Origin of the sequence: Streptomyces sp. NPDC006365 (assembly GCF_042870755.1) — a bacterium.
Lineage (GTDB): Bacteria > Actinomycetota > Actinomycetes > Streptomycetales > Streptomycetaceae > Streptomyces > Streptomyces xiangluensis.
The window spans coordinates 520,410-538,352 of the sequence record NZ_JBIAHS010000004.1; the positions used below are offsets into that span (position 1 = coordinate 520,410).

At 68.6% G+C, this 17,943-nt stretch carries 14 protein-coding genes and 3 tRNA genes; 6 read left to right on the top strand and 11 right to left on the bottom strand.

Going from position 1 to position 17,943, the window contains the following annotated elements:
• Nucleotides 1-8 precede the first annotated feature (8 nt).
• Nucleotides 9-1,535: an amidophosphoribosyltransferase gene (gene purF, locus ACFYO0_RS15645; protein WP_388675278.1), complete on the top strand. Its 1,527-nt coding sequence runs from the start codon at nucleotides 9-11 to the stop codon at nucleotides 1,533-1,535.
• Nucleotides 1,536-1,568: 33 nt separating this feature from the next.
• Nucleotides 1,569-2,666: a phosphoribosylformylglycinamidine cyclo-ligase gene (gene purM / locus ACFYO0_RS15650; protein WP_388675281.1), complete on the top strand. Its 1,098-nt coding sequence runs from the start codon at nucleotides 1,569-1,571 to the stop codon at nucleotides 2,664-2,666.
• A 169-nt stretch (nucleotides 2,667-2,835) separates the two neighbouring features.
• Here purM and ACFYO0_RS15655 read toward each other — a convergent pair whose 3' ends face one another.
• Both ACFYO0_RS15655 and ACFYO0_RS15660 read right to left on the bottom strand, forming a co-directional pair.
• The gene (locus ACFYO0_RS15655; RefSeq protein WP_386340466.1) at nucleotides 2,836-3,093 is read right to left on the bottom strand and encodes a DUF3073 domain-containing protein; all 258 of its coding nucleotides are present in this window, start codon (nucleotides 3,091-3,093) and stop codon (nucleotides 2,836-2,838) included.
• Nucleotides 3,094-3,392: 299 nt separating this feature from the next.
• Complete coding sequence (locus tag ACFYO0_RS15660) at nucleotides 3,393-4,475, bottom strand: Leu/Phe/Val dehydrogenase (RefSeq protein ID WP_388675283.1); 1,083 nt, start codon at nucleotides 4,473-4,475, stop codon at nucleotides 3,393-3,395.
• A 233-nt stretch (nucleotides 4,476-4,708) separates the two neighbouring features.
• Between ACFYO0_RS15660 and ACFYO0_RS15665 the strand changes: the two genes are divergently transcribed.
• Together ACFYO0_RS15665 and bldC are read left to right on the top strand one after the other, a co-directional pair.
• Nucleotides 4,709-5,551, top strand: coding sequence for a hypothetical protein (locus ACFYO0_RS15665; RefSeq protein WP_388675285.1), 843 nt, complete (start codon nucleotides 4,709-4,711; stop codon nucleotides 5,549-5,551).
• A gap of 444 nt (nucleotides 5,552-5,995) precedes the next feature.
• Nucleotides 5,996-6,202 (top strand): developmental transcriptional regulator BldC, encoded by a 207-nt coding sequence (gene bldC / locus ACFYO0_RS15670; RefSeq protein ID WP_003949541.1) that lies wholly within the window; start codon nucleotides 5,996-5,998, stop codon nucleotides 6,200-6,202.
• A 427-nt stretch (nucleotides 6,203-6,629) separates the two neighbouring features.
• Here the strand turns inward: bldC and ACFYO0_RS15675 are convergent, their stop codons facing one another.
• The 7 genes from ACFYO0_RS15675 to ACFYO0_RS15705 all read right to left on the bottom strand — a co-directional run bounded on the left by ACFYO0_RS15675 (nucleotide 6,630) and on the right by ACFYO0_RS15705 (nucleotide 14,149).
• Nucleotides 6,630-6,827 carry a DUF6274 family protein gene (locus tag ACFYO0_RS15675; RefSeq protein WP_388675287.1) on the bottom strand — a complete coding sequence of 66 codons (198 nt, stop codon included), beginning with the start codon at nucleotides 6,825-6,827 and terminating at the stop codon, nucleotides 6,630-6,632.
• A gap of 273 nt (nucleotides 6,828-7,100) precedes the next feature.
• Nucleotides 7,101-7,175: transfer RNA gene (locus tag ACFYO0_RS15680), tRNA-Asp, on the bottom strand.
• 94 nt (nucleotides 7,176-7,269) lie between these two features.
• Complete coding sequence (gene hrpA, locus ACFYO0_RS15685) at nucleotides 7,270-11,283, bottom strand: ATP-dependent RNA helicase HrpA (protein WP_388675290.1); 4,014 nt, start codon at nucleotides 11,281-11,283, stop codon at nucleotides 7,270-7,272.
• A gap of 93 nt (nucleotides 11,284-11,376) precedes the next feature.
• Nucleotides 11,377-12,906 (bottom strand): FAD-dependent monooxygenase, encoded by a 1,530-nt coding sequence (locus ACFYO0_RS15690; protein WP_388675293.1) that lies wholly within the window; start codon nucleotides 12,904-12,906, stop codon nucleotides 11,377-11,379.
• A 63-nt stretch (nucleotides 12,907-12,969) separates the two neighbouring features.
• A tRNA-Phe gene (locus tag ACFYO0_RS15695) sits at nucleotides 12,970-13,046 on the bottom strand.
• A gap of 20 nt (nucleotides 13,047-13,066) precedes the next feature.
• Nucleotides 13,067-13,141 (bottom strand) — tRNA-Asp (locus ACFYO0_RS15700).
• Nucleotides 13,142-13,378: 237 nt separating this feature from the next.
• Nucleotides 13,379-14,149 carry an SDR family NAD(P)-dependent oxidoreductase gene (locus ACFYO0_RS15705; RefSeq protein ID WP_388675295.1) on the bottom strand — a complete coding sequence of 257 codons (771 nt, stop codon included), beginning with the start codon at nucleotides 14,147-14,149 and terminating at the stop codon, nucleotides 13,379-13,381.
• Nucleotides 14,150-14,286: 137 nt separating this feature from the next.
• Here ACFYO0_RS15705 and ACFYO0_RS15710 point away from each other — a divergent pair, with 137 nt between their 5' ends.
• Together ACFYO0_RS15710 and ACFYO0_RS15715 are read left to right on the top strand one after the other, a co-directional pair.
• Nucleotides 14,287-14,772, top strand: a complete 486-nt coding sequence (locus ACFYO0_RS15710) for a MarR family winged helix-turn-helix transcriptional regulator (RefSeq protein WP_388675298.1) — start codon at nucleotides 14,287-14,289, stop codon at nucleotides 14,770-14,772.
• Between the two features lie 45 nt (nucleotides 14,773-14,817).
• Entirely contained in the window at nucleotides 14,818-15,534 is a 717-nt protein-coding gene (locus ACFYO0_RS15715; RefSeq protein WP_388675300.1) for a response regulator transcription factor, read from the top strand.
• Here the strand turns inward: ACFYO0_RS15715 and ACFYO0_RS15720 are convergent.
• Together ACFYO0_RS15720 and ACFYO0_RS15725 are read right to left on the bottom strand one after the other, a co-directional pair.
• Nucleotides 15,482-17,566: a BTAD domain-containing putative transcriptional regulator gene (locus tag ACFYO0_RS15720; RefSeq protein ID WP_388675303.1), complete on the bottom strand. Its 2,085-nt coding sequence runs from the start codon at nucleotides 17,564-17,566 to the stop codon at nucleotides 15,482-15,484. The two genes, ACFYO0_RS15715 and ACFYO0_RS15720, sit on opposite strands and share 53 nt — an antisense overlap.
• An 80-nt stretch (nucleotides 17,567-17,646) precedes the next feature.
• Entirely contained in the window at nucleotides 17,647-17,937 is a 291-nt protein-coding gene (locus ACFYO0_RS15725; protein WP_388675305.1) for a hypothetical protein, read from the bottom strand.
• Nucleotides 17,938-17,943: the final 6 nt, after the last annotated feature.

Consider the following 17,943-nt stretch of genomic DNA (forward strand, 5'->3'; position numbering starts at 1 on the left):
TCGGTGGCGTGCCACGTGGTGACGGTCGACTCAGTCATGATCTGCTCCCCGGCGAGAAAGGCCCCCAGGACGCTTGCGGCGTCTTCGGAGTCTGGGCTCCCGGTGAAGAGGTCGCCAAGCTCACTTACTTCGGGCTCTACGCCCTCCAGCATCGGGGCCAGGAATCCGCGGGAATCGCGGTCAGCAACGGCTCCAAGATCCTCGTCTTCAAGGACATGGGCCTGGTGTCCCAGGTCTTCGACGAGGCCGCACTCGGTTCCCTCCAGGGTCATATCGCGGTCGGTCACGCCCGCTATTCGACCACCGGCGCCTCGGTGTGGGAGAACGCCCAGCCCACGTTCCGTGCCACGGCGCACGGCTCCATCGCGCTGGGCCACAACGGCAACCTGGTCAACACGGCCCAGCTCGCCGAGATGGTCGCCGACCTTCCCAAGCAGGAGGGCCGCACTCCGCGTGTGGCGGCCACCAACGACACCGACCTGCTCACGGCGCTCCTCGCCGCCCAGGTCGACGAGGAGGGCAAGCCGCTGACCATCGAGGAGGCCTGCGCCAAGGTCCTCCCGCAGGTCAAGGGCGCCTTCAGCCTCACCTTCATGGACGAGCACACGCTGTACGCGGCCCGCGACCCGCAGGGCATCCGCCCGCTGGTCCTTGGCCGGCTGGAGCGCGGCTGGGTGGTCGCCTCCGAGTCCGCGGCTCTCGACATCTGCGGTGCCAGCTACGTCCGCGAGATCGAGCCGGGCGAGTTCGTCGCCATCGACGAGAACGGTCTGCGCTCCTCGCGATTCGCGGAAGCGAAGCCCAAGGGCTGTGTCTTCGAGTACGTGTATCTGGCCCGCCCGGACACCGACATAGCCGGCCGGAACGTATACCTCTCGCGCGTCGAGATGGGCCGCAGGCTCGCCAAGGAAGCCCCCGTCGAAGCCGACCTCGTCATAGCGACTCCGGAGTCCGGCACGCCCGCCGCGATCGGTTACGCGGAGGCCTCCGGCATCCCCTTCGGCGCGGGCCTGGTGAAGAACGCGTACGTCGGCCGGACCTTCATCCAGCCCTCACAGACAATTCGCCAGCTCGGCATCCGCCTGAAGCTGAACCCCCTCAAGGAAGTCATCAAGGGCAAGCGCCTGATCGTCGTGGACGACTCGATCGTGCGCGGCAACACGCAGCGCGCGCTCGTACGGATGCTGCGCGAGGCGGGCGCGGCCGAGGTCCACATCCGGATCTCCTCGCCGCCCGTGAAGTGGCCCTGCTTCTTCGGCATCGACTTCGCCACCCGCGCCGAGCTGATCGCCAACGGCATGACGGTCGATGAGATCGGCAAGTCCCTGAGTGCCGACTCCCTGGCGTACATCTCCATCGACGGCATGATCGAGGCGACCACCATCGCCAAGCCGAACCTCTGCCGCGCCTGCTTCGACGGCGAGTACCCGATGGACCTCCCGGACCCCGAACTGCTCGGCAAGCAGCTCCTGGAGACGGAGCTGGCGGCGGGCCCGGCGGCCACGGCCGCGGCCGACGCGATCCGTCGCCCGTAAGCCCGTACCAACCAACCCGAAGGTTCTCAGGCAATGTCTGCTGCATCTGATCAGTCGACTCCGGCCCCGGGCACTGCTGGTGCTTCCTACGCGGCCGCCGGCGTCGACATCGAAGCGGGCGACCGCGCCGTGGAGCTCATGAAGGAGTGGGTGAAGAAGACGCAGCGCCCCGAGGTCCTCGGCGGCCTCGGCGGATTCGCCGGCCTCTTCGACGCCTCCGCCCTCAAGCGCTACGAGCGCCCGCTGCTTGCCTCCGCCACAGACGGCGTCGGTACGAAGGTCGACCTCGCCCGGCAGCTCGGTGTGTACGACAGCATCGGCCACGACCTGGTCGCGATGGTGATGGACGACATCGTGGTGTGCGGCGCCGAACCGCTCTTCATGACCGACTACATCTGCGTCGGCAAGGTCCACCCCGAGCGCGTCGCCGCCATCGTGAAGGGCATCGCCGAGGGCTGCGTCCTCGCGGGCTGCGCCCTCGTCGGCGGCGAGACGGCCGAGCACCCCGGGCTCCTCGGCCCGGACGACTTCGACGTCGCGGGCGCCGGCACCGGAGTGGTCGAAGCCGACCGGCTCCTTGGCGCCGATCGCATCCGCAAGGGGGACGCGGTCATCGCCATGGCCTCCTCCGGCCTTCACTCGAACGGGTACTCGCTCGTCCGCCACGTCCTCTTCGACCGCGCCGGGCTCAGCCTCGACCAGCACATCGAGGACTTCGGCCGCACCCTCGGCGAGGAGCTCCTGGAGCCCACCAAGATCTACTCCCTGGACTGCCTGGCCCTCACCCGCACAACCGAGGTCCACGCCTTCTCACACGTCACCGGCGGCGGGCTGGCGGCCAACCTGGCCCGAGTGATCCCCGACACTCTGCACGCAAGGGTCGACCGCACCACCTGGACCCCCGCCCCGGTCTTCGACCTGGTCGGCGCGACCGGCCAGGTCGACCGCCTGGAGCTGGAAAAGACCCTGAACATGGGTGTGGGCATGATCGCGATCGTCCCCGAGGAATCAGCGGACGTGGCGCTGGCCACACTCGCTGACCGAGGCGTGGACGCGTGGGTCGCAGGCGAGATCACAGACCGCGAGGGCCACGACACGGGCGCGGAGCTGAACGGCGACTACGCCGCGTAACCGTACGTGCCGAAGTCCAATGCGGGCCACCGCGCCCCTTCAGGGGCACCCCGGTCAGGGGCGCGGAGCCGCAGTTCCACACCGCGAACCCAGCGGAGCGCCGCGCACAGCGCAAAACCCGGTCCGGTGCGTTATCCGCTCCGGACCGGGTGAAGCGCTGCTAAGACAGTCAAGCGCCGCGACGCTGCTGTTGCGACGAAGGACCGGACTCGTCGTCCTCGTCCTCATCGTCGTCGTTGTACAGATCCGCGTACTGGGCGTACGGGTCATCGTCTTCGTCATCCTCGAACGGCTCGCCGTTCGGCGGTTGGTTCGAAGTCGAAGCGCCCAGCTCACTGGCCAGACGCGACAGGTCAGTCCCGCCGCTGTTGTACTTCAGCTGGCGGGCGACCTTCGTCTGCTTGGCCTTGGCCCGGCCGCGCCCCATGGCTCGACCCCCTCGGTGACGGGGCTCGACGGCCCCAGAGTCTTGACACGCGTTCATGATCTGGAACGGGCTCTCCGCAGAGAGACCGGTCCGTAGGGCTTCCACGGTACCTGAGCCCAAGCCCATACGGTACGTCGCCCGCAGGACGTGCCGCCGCCCAGGACCCTCGGGGAGCCCTGTCCCCGCTGGTCAACCGCGATTTTAACCTCTTCTGGACGTACGACCCGCCGACGAACGTGAGAGTAATCTCCAACGCCCGTCGGCGGGTACCCGCCAGAGGCCTGGGCTCCGCCGCGGGCTCAGTGGCGCCGCGCCTCCGCCATCCGCTGCTCGGCGATCCGGTCGGCCGCCGCGGCCGGCGGAATCCCGTCTTCCTTCGCGCGTGCGAAGATCGCCAACGTGGTGTCGTAGATCTTCGCGGCCTTCGCCTTGCACCGCTCGAAGTCGAAGCCGTGGAGCTCGTCGGCGACCTGGATGACACCGCCTGCGTTCACGACGTAGTCCGGTGCGTACAGGATCCCGTGGTCGGCGATGTCCTTCTCGACGCCCGGGTGTGCGAGCTGGTTGTTGGCGGCACCGCACACGATCCTCGCGGTGAGGGCCGGCACGGAGACGTCATCGAGGGCCCCGCCCAGCGCGCAGGGGGCATAGATGTCGAGGCCGTCGACGCGGATCAGTTCGTCGGTGTCCTTGACGGCCAGTACGTCCCGGTGCCGCTCGGTGATCCGCCGTACGGCCTCCTCGCGCACGTCCGTGACGAAGACCTCGGCGCGCTCCGCCACGAGGTGCTCCACCAGGTGGCGGCCCACCTTGCCGACGCCGGCGATGCCGATCCTGCGAGCCCGCAGCGAGGGATCGCCCCACAGGTGCTGGGCCGAGGCCCGCATGCCCTGGTAGACGCCGTACGCGGTCAGCACGGAGGAGTCGCCTGCTCCGCCCTTCTCCGGGGAGCGGCCGGTCGTCCAGCGGCACTCCTGGGCCACGACGTCCATGTCGGCCACATAGGTGCCGACGTCGCACGCCGTGACGTACCGACCGCTGAGCGAGGCCACGAACCGGCCGTACGCGAGCAGCAACTGCTCGGTCTTGATCTTCTCGGGATCGCCGATGATCACGGCCTTGCCGCCGCCGTGGTCGAGCCCGGCCATGGCGTTCTTGTACGACATTCCGCGCGACAGGTTCAGCGCGTCGGCGACGGCCTCTTCCTCGCTCGCGTACGGGTAGAAGCGCGTGCCGCCGAGGGCGGGGCCCAGGGCGGTCGAGTGGATGGCGATGACGGCCTTGAGGCCAGTGGCGCGGTCCTGGCAGAGCACGACTTGCTCATGACCTCCCTGATCCGAGTGGAACAGGGTGTGCAGGACGCCGTTGGTTACGTCGGTCACGGTGGTGACTCCTGGGTAAGTAGCGGCGGTTCTGGGGCGGGGCCCGTAGGGGTGGCGGGTTCCGTGACATTGAGATTAGAGCTTCCGCGTACCCGCCACTGGCGCGGTGCTCAGGATCACCTTCTCTCGGAGTACGGTCACGTTGTGCCATCGGACGCTGTGCAGTGTGTCCCCGCGCCCCCGCGCGGGGGTTTCAAGGGTTTTCCGTCAGGTCCGCGGGGGAGGGAGCAGGCGTGCCCAAGGTGCCCTCGGTGATCGTCCCGTATGCGGCCTATCTGCGCGTGTACGAACCGCTGGCCGCCTTCCCGGAACCGGAGCGCGGCCACTGGGCGCGGTACGCGCGCCGCCCCGACCGGCCCTCGTACCAGGACGAACTGCGACGCTCCCTGGCCGACTTGTTGCCCACGCCACCGATCCCGGTGCCCGTGCACGAGAGTGGCGACGCCTTCATCGCGGACGTGGACGGCGTGCTGTGCGTGTGCCCCTGGCGCACCCGGCTGCGCGGCTGGCAGGCCCTGGGAGAGCTGGCCGAGGAGCTGCCGGGGCCGGTCCTGGACGCGGTGCTGCCCCCGGTCGTACGCCGACAGACCTCCCAGGACTACGAGCGCTGGCTGAGCCGCAACCCCGATGCCCGCCCCTGGATCCGCACCTCGACCTGGCACGTACCGCTGAACTGGTTCGTGCTGGTCGCCGACGAGGAGCGCGAGTACGACAAGGGATCGGACGAGGACGCGCCCGTACTGCGCTACCGGACGCCCATGGTGCAGGCGCGACGGCGGGTGGCGCGGGGGCTGAAGGCGCTCAAGGACGCCATCGACGAAGGGCCGCTGATCGACGGGCTTGTCGATGTGGGGCGCTGGCTGGAGGAGTTCCATCCGCGCTCGCTGGTGGAGCTGGACTACGGCGGCCTGGTGCACGTCCTGTCCGCCGAGCAGCTCGACGGCGACCATTCGGCGGCGGATGTGGCCGAGGGGATCGAGGCGCTGCGTACGGGCGACGGGGTCGGGGCCGGGGAGGCGTACGGTCGGCTGGTCGAACGCTGGCGGGCGGTCCGGGATCGCCGTTCGGCGAACTGACGGGACGTAAGTCACCATCAGGACTTTGAGGGTAAGGGTGACGGACGGCACTAACGCGGACCTTGCACCAGACACCCCTCCTCATGTCAAAATAGGACAAGGAGTCCGGGGAGGACTCCATCTACCCATGTATGGGTGGAATCTCAGCATTGCACGCTATGGGGGGTCTCGTGACTCCTGATCGCCCTGTGACTGATCGTCACAGTGGCGTGACTGTCCGCTATGGCATGGTCCATCGGCTTCCGTCGCTGATGAACACCTGGGAGGGCAATTCCATCGGTTTGGCCGACGCGGCTGGACGGATGGTGTAGTTGTAGTGCCGAGGACAAGCCGTTCGTCCTATAACCGACTCGACCCGCGTCCGCCATTTCGGGCAACGCGGGTCAAGGTGCAGAATTTAGAGGAAAGAACCGAGAAGGTTCGGTTCTCCCGAGGAGGCCGCTCATGACCGCTCGCACCCCTGATGCCGAGCCGCTGCTGACCCCCGCTGAGGTCGCCACGATGTTCCGTGTTGACCCGAAGACGGTCACGCGGTGGGCGAAGGCCGGCAAGCTCACGTCGATCCGTACGCTCGGCGGGCATCGCCGCTACCGCGAAGCTGAGGTCCGCGCGTTGCTCGCGGGCATCCCGCAGCAGCGTAGCGAAGCCTGAACAACTGAATAGCAGGGCATTTCGGCAGGTTCCCCCAACGTGCCGGACTGCTCGACCAAAGCTCCAAGCGACGCGGGTTCTGCCCCAACAGAGCCCACGCCCGAGCCAGAACCTCAAGCAACAAGGGTGCGTCGTCGATCGCGCTGGACTCCGCCGGGTCCAGCGCGATCTTTTTTGTGCGGGATCCCTGACAGGGTGTGAGTGGTCGTGGGATGTCTGGGTGGTATCTGAGCGGTCCGTAGTGCCGCTTGGGACCGGTTTGGATCCGGTTTCGGGGCCGCCCCAGGGGTGGGGTGCAATTGCACATATAAAATTGACTGGTTGTAGGTGACTGGTAAGTACCGCCGATTTGAAAACCTATGCAGTGACACCCGTCACACACCAGGGCCCTTGATGGGGCTGTGTTACCTGCGGTAGAGGGGGGAGCTCATGCCGTTGCGGGGCTTTCGTCCTCCGCTACGCCCTCCGGGGTGTCCGCGTCATCCGGAGCGACCTCCATGGCCATGGCCAGGTTCTGGAGACGGTGGCAGATCGGGCAGTGCCGGGTCAGATGCCGGTACCCGGAGGCGGCCTGCAGATGGGCGCGAAGCAGAGCCCGCGTCTCGTGCCGGGCGAACGCGGTCATACGCCACCTCCAAGGGGTCGGTTGCCCTTGGTGTTTGAGTACCGGCGGAACGTGACGGCGTCAATGGGCGGGCCGGCTCGTTGTCGGGTGCGGGTGCGGTGCGTTGGGGCGCAGGGAGGGGCAGGCTCTTGCCTTTACGGGCGCCCACCCACCCGGCCGGAGGCATGGGGGCCTGGGGGCGCAGCCCCCAGTTTCGGGAAAGGGCGGGGCTGCGGAAGGAATCCCCCACGCAAAGGGGCCCGCATCCTTACCGGATGCGGGCCCCTACAACTGCGGTCCTGACGGGATTTGAACCCGCGGCCTCCACCTTGACAGGGTGGCGAGCACTCCAAACTGCTCCACAGGACCTGGTTTCGCAGAGCGATTGTCGCGTTGCGCTGCGAGAAGAGACTCTACAGGAGCAGAGCCCCAAGGGTCGAACTCACCCAGCGCACAGACCCCGTTACGGAACAGCCGCGTCGATCGCTTTCACGATCCGCTTGTCCGAGACGGGATAAGCCGTGCCGAGCGCGTGAGCGAAGTAGCTGACCCGCAGCTCCTCGATCATCCACCGGATGTCCAGGACCTGTTGAGGAACGGGTCGCCCCGCAGGCATCTGCTCAAGAAGCCAGGCGAACTCGTCCTGCATCTCATGGACCTTCGCCATACGCGTCGTATCCCGCTGGACGTTCGTCGGCATCTGCTGGAGACGCCGGTCCGCGGCCACCAGATACCGCATCAGATCCGGCAGGCGGCGAAGACCCGCGGCCGTCACGAAGCCCGGCTTCACAAGGGCGTCCAGCTGCGCCCGTACGTCCGTGAGGTTCGCGAGCAACGCAGGACTCCGTACGGACTTCAGACGCCGCTCACACGCCTGCCAGGCGGCCAGGACCTGCTGGACCTGGTCGACCGTACGGACCGTCGTGTCCACGATCTCGGCCCGCACCTTGTCGTACAGCTTCCGATACGACTCCTCGTCCCAGGCCGGCCCGCCGAAGTCCCCGACCAGCTTGTCGGCGGCAGCGGTCGCGCAGTCGTCGAACAGCGCCTGGATCGATCCGTGCGGGTTCGCCGACAGCGCCAGCTTCTGAGGGTTGGTGAGTTTCTCCGACGCGAACTTGGCCGGGTTCACCGGGATCCCCAGCAGGATCAGCCGTCGGGTGCCCTTCCACATCGCCTGCTGCTGCTCGGCCTCGGTGTCGAAGAGGCGTACGGAGACGGTGTCGCCGTCGTCGACGAGCGCCGGGTACGCCTTCACCGGCTGGCCGGCGCGACGCGTCTCGAAGACGCGGGTGAGCGAGCCGATCGTCCAGTCCGTGAGGCCCTTGCGCTCCAGGGACTCCCCGCCCGTGCGTTCGGCCGTCGCCGCTGCCGCCTGTGAGATCGCCTGCCGCGCCTTCGGCTTCAGGCGCAGCTTCAGAGCCTCCAGATCCTTGTCCTCGGCCAGCTTGCGCCGTCGCTCGTCGACGATCCGAAAGGTGATGCGGAGATGGTCGGGGACCTTCGCCCAGTCGAAGTCGTCGGCGGTGAGGGGCACGCCGACCATGCGCTTCAGCTCGCGGGCCATCGCCGTCGTCAGCGGCTCCTGCTGTGACGTCGTGCGGTCGGAGGCCGACGGCACCGCCCGCTCCAGGAACTTCTGCGCGAAGTTGGGGGCAGGGACGTAATTCCGCCGGATCGGCTTCGGGAGGGACCGGATCAGCTCCGTGACGACCTCCTCCCTCAGCCCGGGGATCTGCCAGTCGAAGCCCTCGTCCGTGACCTGGTTGAGGACCTGGAGCGGGATGTGCACGGTCACGCCGTCCGCGTCGGCTCCCGGCTCGAACTGGTACGTCACGCGGAACTTGAGCCGTCCCTGGCGCCAGGAGTCCGGGTAGTCGTCCTTGCTGACGTCGCCTGCACGTTCGTTGATGAGCATCGACCGCTCGAAGTCGAGCAGCTCGGGCTCCTCGCGCCGTTTGTGCTTCCACCAGGAGTCGAAGTGCGCGCCCGACACGACGTGTTCGGGCACCCGCTGGTCGTAGAAGTCGAAGAGTGTGTCGTCGTCGACCAGGATGTCGCGGCGGCGGGCACGGTGCTCCAACTCCTCGACCTCGGTGAGGAGTTTGCGGTTGTCGGCGAAGAACTTGTGGTGCGTGCGCCAGTCGCCCTCGACGAGCGCGTTGCGAATGAAAAGTTCGCGGGATGTCTCCGGGTCGATCCGCCCGTAGTTGACCTTCCGCTGCGCGATGATCGGTACGCCGTACAGCGTGACCTTCTCGTACGCCATCACCGCCGCCTGGTCCTTCTCCCAGTGCGGTTCGCTGTACGTGCGCTTCAGCAGGTGTCCGGCGAGGGGCTCGATCCACTCGGGCTCGATCTTCGCGTTCACGCGCGCCCAGAGCCGGGACGTCTCGACCAGCTCGGCGGACATCACAAAACGCGGGGGCTTCTTGAAGAGCGCCGAGCCCGGGAAAATCGCGAACTTGGCGTTCCGGGCGCCCAGATACTCGTTCTTCGCTGTGTCTCTCCCGCCCTCCCCCCCGGCCTTCTTCACGTCCTTCATGCCGACGTGGGAGAGGAGGCCGGCGAGGAGCGAGATGTGGACCTGCTGGTCGGGTGCGTCGTCCTCGTTGACATGGATGCCCATCTGCTTGGCAACCGTGCGGAGTTGGGAGTAGATGTCCTGCCACTCCCGGATCCGGAGGAAGTTCAGGTACTCCTGCTTGCACATCCGCCGGAAGGACGACGAGCCTCTCTCCTTCTGCTGCTCGCGGATGTACCGCCAGAGGTTGAGGAAGGCGAGGAAGTCGCTCGTCTCGTCCTTGAAGCGGGCGTGCTGCTGGTCCGCCTGCGTCTGCTTGTCGGCCGGGCGCTCGCGCGGGTCCTGGATGGAGAGCGCGGCGGCGATCACCATGACCTCGCGTACACAGCCGTTCTTGTCGGCCTCCAGGACCATCCGCGCCAGCCGGGGGTCGACGGGCAGCTGGGCCAGCTTGCGGCCGCTCTCGGTGAGACGCTTGCGTACGTCCTTCTGCTGGGGGTCCAACGCGCCCAGTTCCTGGAGGAGTTGGACGCCGTCACGGATGTTGCGGTGATCCGGCGGATCGATGAACGGGAACTTCTCTATGTCCCCAAGACCCGCGGCGGTCATCTGGAGGATGACGGAGGCCAGGTTCGTACGGAGGATCTCGGCGTCCGTGAACTCCGGCCGGGCGGTGAAGTCCTCTTCGCTGTAGAGGCGGATACAGATGCCGTCACTGGTCCGTCCGCAGCGGCCCTTGCGCTGGTTGGCGCTGGCCTGCGAGATCGCCTCGATGGGGAGGCGCTGGACCTTCGTACGGTGGCTGTATCTGGAGATGCGGGCGGTGCCCGGATCGATGACGTACTTGATGCCCGGGACCGTCAGCGACGTCTCCGCGACGTTGGTGGCCAACACGATCCTGCGGCCGGTGTGCGGCTGGAAGACGCGGTGCTGCTCGGCGTGCGAGAGGCGGGCGTACAGAGGGAGGACTTCGGTGAACCGGTAGTTCTTCTTCGTCAGCGCGTCCGCGGTGTCCCGGATCTCCCTCTCTCCCGAGAGGAAGACGAGGATGTCGCCCTTCCCCTCGGCCTGGAGTTCCTCGACGGCGTCGGTGATCGCGGTGATCTGGTCCCGGTCCCCTTCTTCACCTTCGGCGGACTCGCTGTCCTCATCGAGGAGTGGGCGATAACGGACCTCGACGGGGTACGTACGACCGCTGACCTCGACGATCGGGGCATCCCCGAAGTGCCGGGAGAAGCGCTCCGGGTCGATGGTCGCCGAGGTGATGACGACCTTCAGATCCGGCCGCTTGGGCAGCAGCTGGGCCAGATAACCCAGCAGGAAGTCGATGTTCAGCGACCGTTCGTGCGCCTCGTCGATGATGATCGTGTCGTAGGCGCGCAGCTCACGGTCGGTCTGGATCTCCGCGAGCAGGATGCCGTCCGTCATGAGCTTGATGAACGTCGAGTCCTTGTTCACCTGATCGGTGAACCGGACCTTCCAGCCCACGGCCTCGCCCAGCGGGGTGTCGAGCTCCTCGGCGACACGCTCGGCGACCGTACGGGCCGCGATGCGGCGGGGCTGGGTATGCCCGATCATGCCCCGGACCCCGCGGCCGAGCTCGACACAGATCTTGGGAATCTGCGTGGTCTTGCCGGACCCCGTCTCACCGGCGACGATCACGACCTGATGATCACGGATTGCCGCCGCGATCTCGGCCTTCTTCTGGCTGACAGGCAGCTGCTCGGGATACGAAACGGCGGGCACTCGCGCCTGTCGCTCAGCCATACGCGACTCGGCCCTGGCCACCTCCGTCTCGATCTCGGCGAGTACGGCAGCCCGAGCCTCATCCTTACGAATCCGACGCGCCCCCTCCAGCCTGCGCCCGAGCCGATGCGCATCGCGCAGAGACAGCTCAGCCAGACGGGGGGCGAGATCGCCGAGGGCGGGGGCGGGGGCAGAGTGCGTAGACATACGGGGTCCAGGATCGCACCTCGGGAAAAGTAGTGGCGAATGGATTTGCGTTCCGTCCTGCCGCTCATGTCACAGGAGGCCGGGCGGAGGGAGTCAGCGGCGGCCGGTCGGCAGCCAGCGGTTCACGTAGGCACGCAGGCCGTCCAGATCGGCTCCCCGTGCGACATAGCCGAGATAGCCGTCGGGGCGCACAAGCCCGTGCGCGACGCCCGGCCACGGGCTCTGTCCATCGAGCCGGTGCACAGCGACCAGATCGGCCTGCCCTGCCAGGACTCGGGCGAGTCGTTCGTCGGGCCAGAGGGGCGGTGGCCCGGACAACAGCAGGTGCCAGCCCGGCGCTGCCGTCCGTGCCTGCAGACCGCGCGGCAGGTCGGGCAGCCGGTCCCCCGCCCGCGGTCCGCTCCTCGGCGGGCGCGAGCCTGCTGTGGAGGCGGGGCTGCGTCGATAGTGGATGCCCAGTTCGGAGACGGTTCGGAAGAGCCGGCCGCGCAGCCCCGGCGGCCTCAGCGCCAACGGCGCCAGGCGCGGGGCGAGTTGGGTGCGGCCGAAGCGGATGAGGGGGTTGCTGCTGGTGCCGATGCTGAAGGCACGGTCGGTGAAGCGCAGCACGCTGCGGCCGACCGGGGCACGCTCGGCCTCGTACGTCCCCAGCAGCTCTTCGGACGCGGCGCCACGGCAGACCAGGGCGAGCTTCCAGCCGAGGTTGAGTGCATCCTGGATCCCGGTGTTCATGCCCTGCGCTCCGGCCGGGCTGTGGATGTGGGCCGCGTCACCCGCGAGGAAGCAGGGGCCGGAGCGGTAGGAGGCGGCGCCGCGGTTGTGGAGGCGGAAGTCGGTCATCCAGGTGGGGTCCCGCAGCGTCAGCCGGTCGTCGGTGTAGCGGCCGGCGATCTCCTGCAGCAACGGCAGCTCCACCGCGAGCTCCGGGGTGTCGGGCGGACGCATCGTGAGCATGCGCCAGCCGGCCGGTGAGCCGAGCGGGAAGAAGAACAGCATCCCGGCCCTGCTCATATACGTATGCACGGCACCCGGCTCCAGCCCGTCGACCTCCAGGTCGGCGAGCAGGAACGTCTGCGGATACGCGTACCCCCGGAAACCGATACCGGTCTGGGCGCGCACCGTGCTGTGGGCGCCGTCGCACCCCACGACATAGCGCGCCTCCACGGCCTCCTGCGAGCCGTCGCCGTCCCGCAGCCGGCAGACGACCGACGAGTCCTTCACCTCCAGCCGGACCAGCTCGGCGCCGCGTTCGATCGTCACGTCCCGCGTGGCCAGGTGTTCGGAGAGGACGGCCTCGGTTTCGGCCTGCGAGAGGAACAACAGGAAGGGGTACGCGGTGTCGGTCAGCCCGATGTCGAACAACGGCAGCGTCACCACGCGCCGGGGCAGGTGCATGCGCAGCCGCATCGCCGGGTTGCCGCGGGCGACCAGCTCCTCCGTCACGCCGAAGCCTGCCAGCGCCTCCAGGGTGCGGGGCTGGATTGCCAGCGCCCGTGACTCGCGGACCCGGTCGAGGGATCGGTCGACGACCCTGAACCGGCTCCCGTACGCGCGCAGTTGCGCGGCGAGGGCGAGACCGGTCGGGCCCGCGCCCACCACCAGCACGTCCAGCGGTGCCGTCATGAATCCACGGTAGTGCGTGTGGAGAACGGCGAAGGCCCCCGATCGGAGATCAGGGGCCTTGGATGGTGGCTGGGGCCGGGGTCGAACCGGCGACCTTCCGCTTTTCAGGCGGACGCTCGTACCAACTGAGCTACCCAGCCGCGCAACCTTGAGGTTGCAGCGGTCCTGACGGGATTTGAACCCGCGGCCTCCACCTTGACAGGGTGGCGAGCACTCCAAACTGCTCCACAGGACCAAGCTGTTGCGTGCGAACAGTGTCGCACACGGTGTGGCGTGCTCCCAACGGGATTTGTGACCGGGGGTTCACGCTGTGGCGGCTCGATGTCGCTGGATCAGCGTATCAGACCGGGGGCCGTGGCCCCGCACCTCTGACCTGCGGGGCCACGGCTTCCCGGCTCTGCGTCTGTCGTGAGGAGTGTGGCGGGGCTCGTGCGAAACCGGTCACGCCCGGGTTCGTACGAGCCCCGTCGGATCAGGTGGCCGACCAGCCGTTGTCGACCGGGAGGACGGCGCCGTTGATGTAGCTCGCGGCGTCGGAGGCGAGGAAGACGATGGCGGCGGCCTGTTCCTCGGCGGTGGCGAGCTTGTCGCCGACGCCGACGCCCAGGTGGGGGCCGAGTACGGCGGGGCCGTGGGCGTCCGGTCGTACGTCGGGGCGGAGGTTGGTGGCGGTGCCGCCGGGAGCGATGGCGTTGGCCCTGATGCCGGACTTGCGGTACATCACGGCGAGGGATTTGGTCAGGCCGACGATGCCGTGCTTGGAGGTGGTGTAGGCCGCTCCGGCGGCGCTGCCGCGGAGGGCGGCCTCGGAGGCGGTGAAGACGATTGCCCCGCTGCCCGCGGTGAGCAGGTGCGGCAGGGCGGCCCGGGTCAGGCGGAAGGGCGCGGTGAGGTTGATCCCGATGACGCTGTCCCACTCGTCGTCTTCGGTCTCGCCGACGGCCGACATGTGGTCCATGATTCCTGCGTTGTTGACGAGGACGTTCAGGCCGCCGAAGACCTGTACCGCGGTGGCGACGATCTCGTCGATGACCTGCTGGTCGCGGAGGTCGCCGATGACCGCCTTGGCTGTGCCGCCCGCTTCTTCGATCGACCTGACGGTCTGCTCGGCGCCTTCCTGGTTGACGTCCGCCACCAGGACGCCCGCGCCCTCCTCGGCGAACTTCACGGCTGTGGCCCGGCCGATGCCGGAGCCTGCTCCGGTGACTATGACGCCGCGTCCCTGAAGGCCGGTGCTGGTCATGAGTGAGCTCCTCTGGTGGTGGAGTGCGGGCGTTGTAGATTACTTGAGTTAGGCAAGCATGTGGGAGTTACTTGAGCCAAGCGAATTTAGGGATTCGATTTGCTTGAGTCAGGCAATTAGATGTTAAAGTGAGAAGCATGTCCACGCCGTCCTCAGCAGCCGGTGAAGTCTCGCCAGATGTGATCATGATCGAGCGCGCCCTCACCCGCGCTACGTACCTCTCCGGCAGAGCCCGGCAGCACGAGCGCCTCATGGCGCTCTCGGGTCTGCCGCTGGACCGTGCCGCCGTGGCGGTCCTGAGGCAGCTCGCCGAGAGCGAGCCGCTGCGGCTCGGAGAGCTGGCGGCCCGGTTGTCGGTGGAGGCCTCGCACGTCACCCGGCAGGTGCAGCATCTGGAGAGGGTCGGCTACGCGAGCCGTGTCCCCGACCCCGACGATCGCCGGGCCCAGCAGGTTCGGCTCACGCCGGCCGGCGAGGAGGCGTTCGCCCGCGTCCGGGAGGCCAGTGCCCGGGGTATGCAGGTGGCTCTCGCCGACTGGTCGCCCGAGGAGTTGCGGCAGCTCGCCTCGCTCGTCCACCGGATGGTCGACGACTTCATCGGGCGGGCGGAGGCCGAACTCTAGGTACCGCCGCCTCCGGAGCACACGACCTACACGGATGGTCTTGCCATGTACGGGAGTATCAGCGAGAAGCCGTCGCCTACTCGTGGGGACGGGCAGCATGTGCTGGTCGTCGTCGACGATCCCGGGACCGCGGAACTCCTCACGACCACCTTGAAGTTGGCGGGCTATCGGGTCGGTACGGCGGGTACGGGGGGCGAGGCCGCCTTGCTGGTCGCGGAGTTCCGGTTCGACCTGGTGGTGCTCGATGCCACGTTGCCGGACCTGGGCGGGCTCATGCGGGGGCGTCGCGTGGCGGCTCTGGACCGGCCGCCGATGCTTTTTCTGACCGCGTGTGAGTCGCTGGACTGTCTTGTTCCCGAGCTTGGGCCGGGGGAGCAGGATTACGTCACCAAGCCCTTTCGTATCGCCGAATTTCTGGCCCGGGCGCGGGTTCTACTGCGTGGCCGGAATCCCGCACGGCCGGGTGGCGCGCTTTGCTACCGGGATCTGGTCCTGGACGATGCCACGTGCCAGGCGCGGCGCGAGGACAGGGTTTTCGATCTCACGCCCGCTGAGTACCGGCTGTTGCGTCATCTGCTGGTCAATCCGGAGCGTGTGCTGTCCAAGGAGCAGATCAGCCGGCATGTCTGGGGCGAGTTCCGGGCCCGTAACGCGATCGAGCAGCTTGTCTCGCGGCTTCGGCGCAAGGTGGATCAGGAGGAGCCCGCGCTTATCCATACCCGGCGGGGTTTCGGGTACTGGCTGGGGTGCTCGAGCCGTTGAGGGGTTGCGGCGGCAGGTCGGTGCGGGCGGCGTGTTCGGTGGCGTAGACGCGCAGGAGTCCGGTCAGCCGGTAGCGGTCGGGGGCCGGGGTTTCGATGAGGTGGGACGCTGCCAGCTGGTCCAGCAGGCGGCGGGTTCGGGATACGGGGCGGGCGGCGCGCAGCGCTGCCGTCTCGGGGGAGACGGCTCGGTCGGGCAGCAGGCTCAGGAGCCGGAACAGGCGTTTTTGTTCCGGGGGGAGCGGGGCGTACGAGCGGTCGATGGAGTGTCGTACGGCTGTGTCCGGGTCGTCGTCGAGGGAGAGTTCGTCGAGGATGTGCTGCTCTGTCAGACGGGCGAGGAGGGTGCCGATTGCGCCCACGCGGTTGGTGCTCGTGGTGATGCGGGCCGCCGCGATGCGCAGGGCCAGGGGCAGGTGGTCGCAGCGTCGGGCGAGTTCTGCGGCGGCGGTACGTTCGGCTCGTATCGTCTGCTCTCCCAGTAGCCGTTCGAGCAGTGCGAGGGCTTCGGGCGGGGGGAGCGGTTTGAGGGTGAGGGTGTGGGCGTCGTCGCGGGCGACGAGTCCGCGCAGGCTGTTGCGGCTGGTCACCAGGGCCAGCGAGCCCGCGCCGGGCGGCAGCAGGGGGCGGACCTGGCTTGCGCCGCTCACGTTGTCGAGCAGGACGAGGACGCGTCGGCCGTGGAGTGCGGAGCGGTACAGGGCGGCCGCGTCGTCGGGTTGGTCCGGCACGCGTCCGGCGGGCAGGCCGAGGGCGGGGAGGAAGCGGGCGAGCACCTGCTCGGTGCGCAGCGGCGGAACCTGGGCGGCGCCGCGCAGATCGACATACAGCTGACCGTCGGGGAACCGGGACCGTGTCCGGTGCGCCCAGTGCACGGCGAGCGCCGTCTTGCCCACGCCGCCGGTGCCGACTAGAGCGAGCACGCGCTGACCGGAGTCGAGCGCGGCGTCCAGGTGGGCGAGGGGGGTTGGGCGGCCGGTGAATGTGCGGAGGAGTGGGGGGAGTTGGGCTGGTGCCGGTGGGGTGGAAGGTTGGCGGGGCCGCCGGGGTGGGGCCGTGGCCGACTGGAGGGAGGCGTTCGGCTCGGCGGAGGAGGGGTGTGTGGTGTCGGGGGCGGCGGCACGGTCGCGGCCCAGGAGTGGTTGGGCCGGCGGAAGTGGGGCGGTGATCCGGCGCGCCGGGCGCGGTGGGTCCGGGACAAGGCGCAGGGGCGTGCGCGGAGGCGCCGGTGCGGAGGCGGGAGGAGCCTCCGGCTCACCTGTCGGTGGGCGCGCAGCGATACAGGTGCAGGTCGGTGGTGGGCCGAGTAGCGAAGGGTCCGCCGCGATGATGCGTTGTTCCAGGGTGCGGAGTTCTGGGCCCGGGCCCAGGCCTATTTCGGTGATCAGGGTGCGGCGGGCGTGGTGGTATCTGGACAGGGCGTCGGCTCGGCGGCCGGAGCGGTAGAGGGCGAGCATGAGTCGGGCGTGGAGGCGTTCGCGCAGGGGGTGTTCGGTGGTCAGGGCCGAAAGTTCGGCTATCAGGTCGGTGTGGTGGCCTGCCGTCAGGTCGGCGTCTATGCGGCGTTCGAGCAGGGTCATGCGTAATTCTGTGAGGCGCTCGGCTTCGGGGCGGATCGGGGCCAGGTCCTCGTAGCCGGCGTAAGGGTCGCCCTGCCACAGTGCGAGCGCCTCGCGCAGGAGGCGGCCGCACTCCTCGGCGGAGTGGGCGAGTTCGGCTCGGCGGGCGAGTGACTGGGCGCGCCAGGCGTCCAGTTCGCCGTCCGCGAGGACGAGCTGGTAGCCGTCGGCGAAGCGGATGCGGTCGCCGCCGCCCAGAGCGCGGCGCAGGCGGTGCACGTTGACCTGGATGTTCTTCGGGCCGTTCTTGGGGATCTGGCCGCTCCATACCGCGTCGGCCAGTGCGGCGGCGGAGGTCCGGTGCTGCCGGCGGGCCAGCAGTACCGCGAGGACGGCACGGTTCTTCGGAGTGCCGAGGGCTACGGGTCCGTCGGGGCCCCGCACCCCGAGCGGGCCCAGGATTTCGAACCGCATCACACACATCGCCCCCGTCCGACCCGTCGATATGCGTCGCCCTCGCAGTCCAGGGCGTCTTCGAGTCCGTCTTGGAGCATTCAACGTCGGAATGTCCCGTTCCGTGCCCCCTTCCGCACCCGTTTCTGGTGGAGGCGTACTTTCCGCAGCAGTCCGCGGGCCTCCTCGTCGGCGGGGTTCAACACCAGGGCGACGGCGAGGAGTTCGGCCGCCTGGTCCCACCGCTGCGTACGGGCTGCGCGCACCGCGTCGTTGAAGTGGTGGTCGGCCAGGGCGCGGAGGTGGCGGAGTGCGCTCAGGTCGCCCCGGCAGGCGTAACAGCGGGAAGGCGTGCCGGGCAGGGGTTTGCGGCACATGGGGCAGCTCAGCATTTCGAC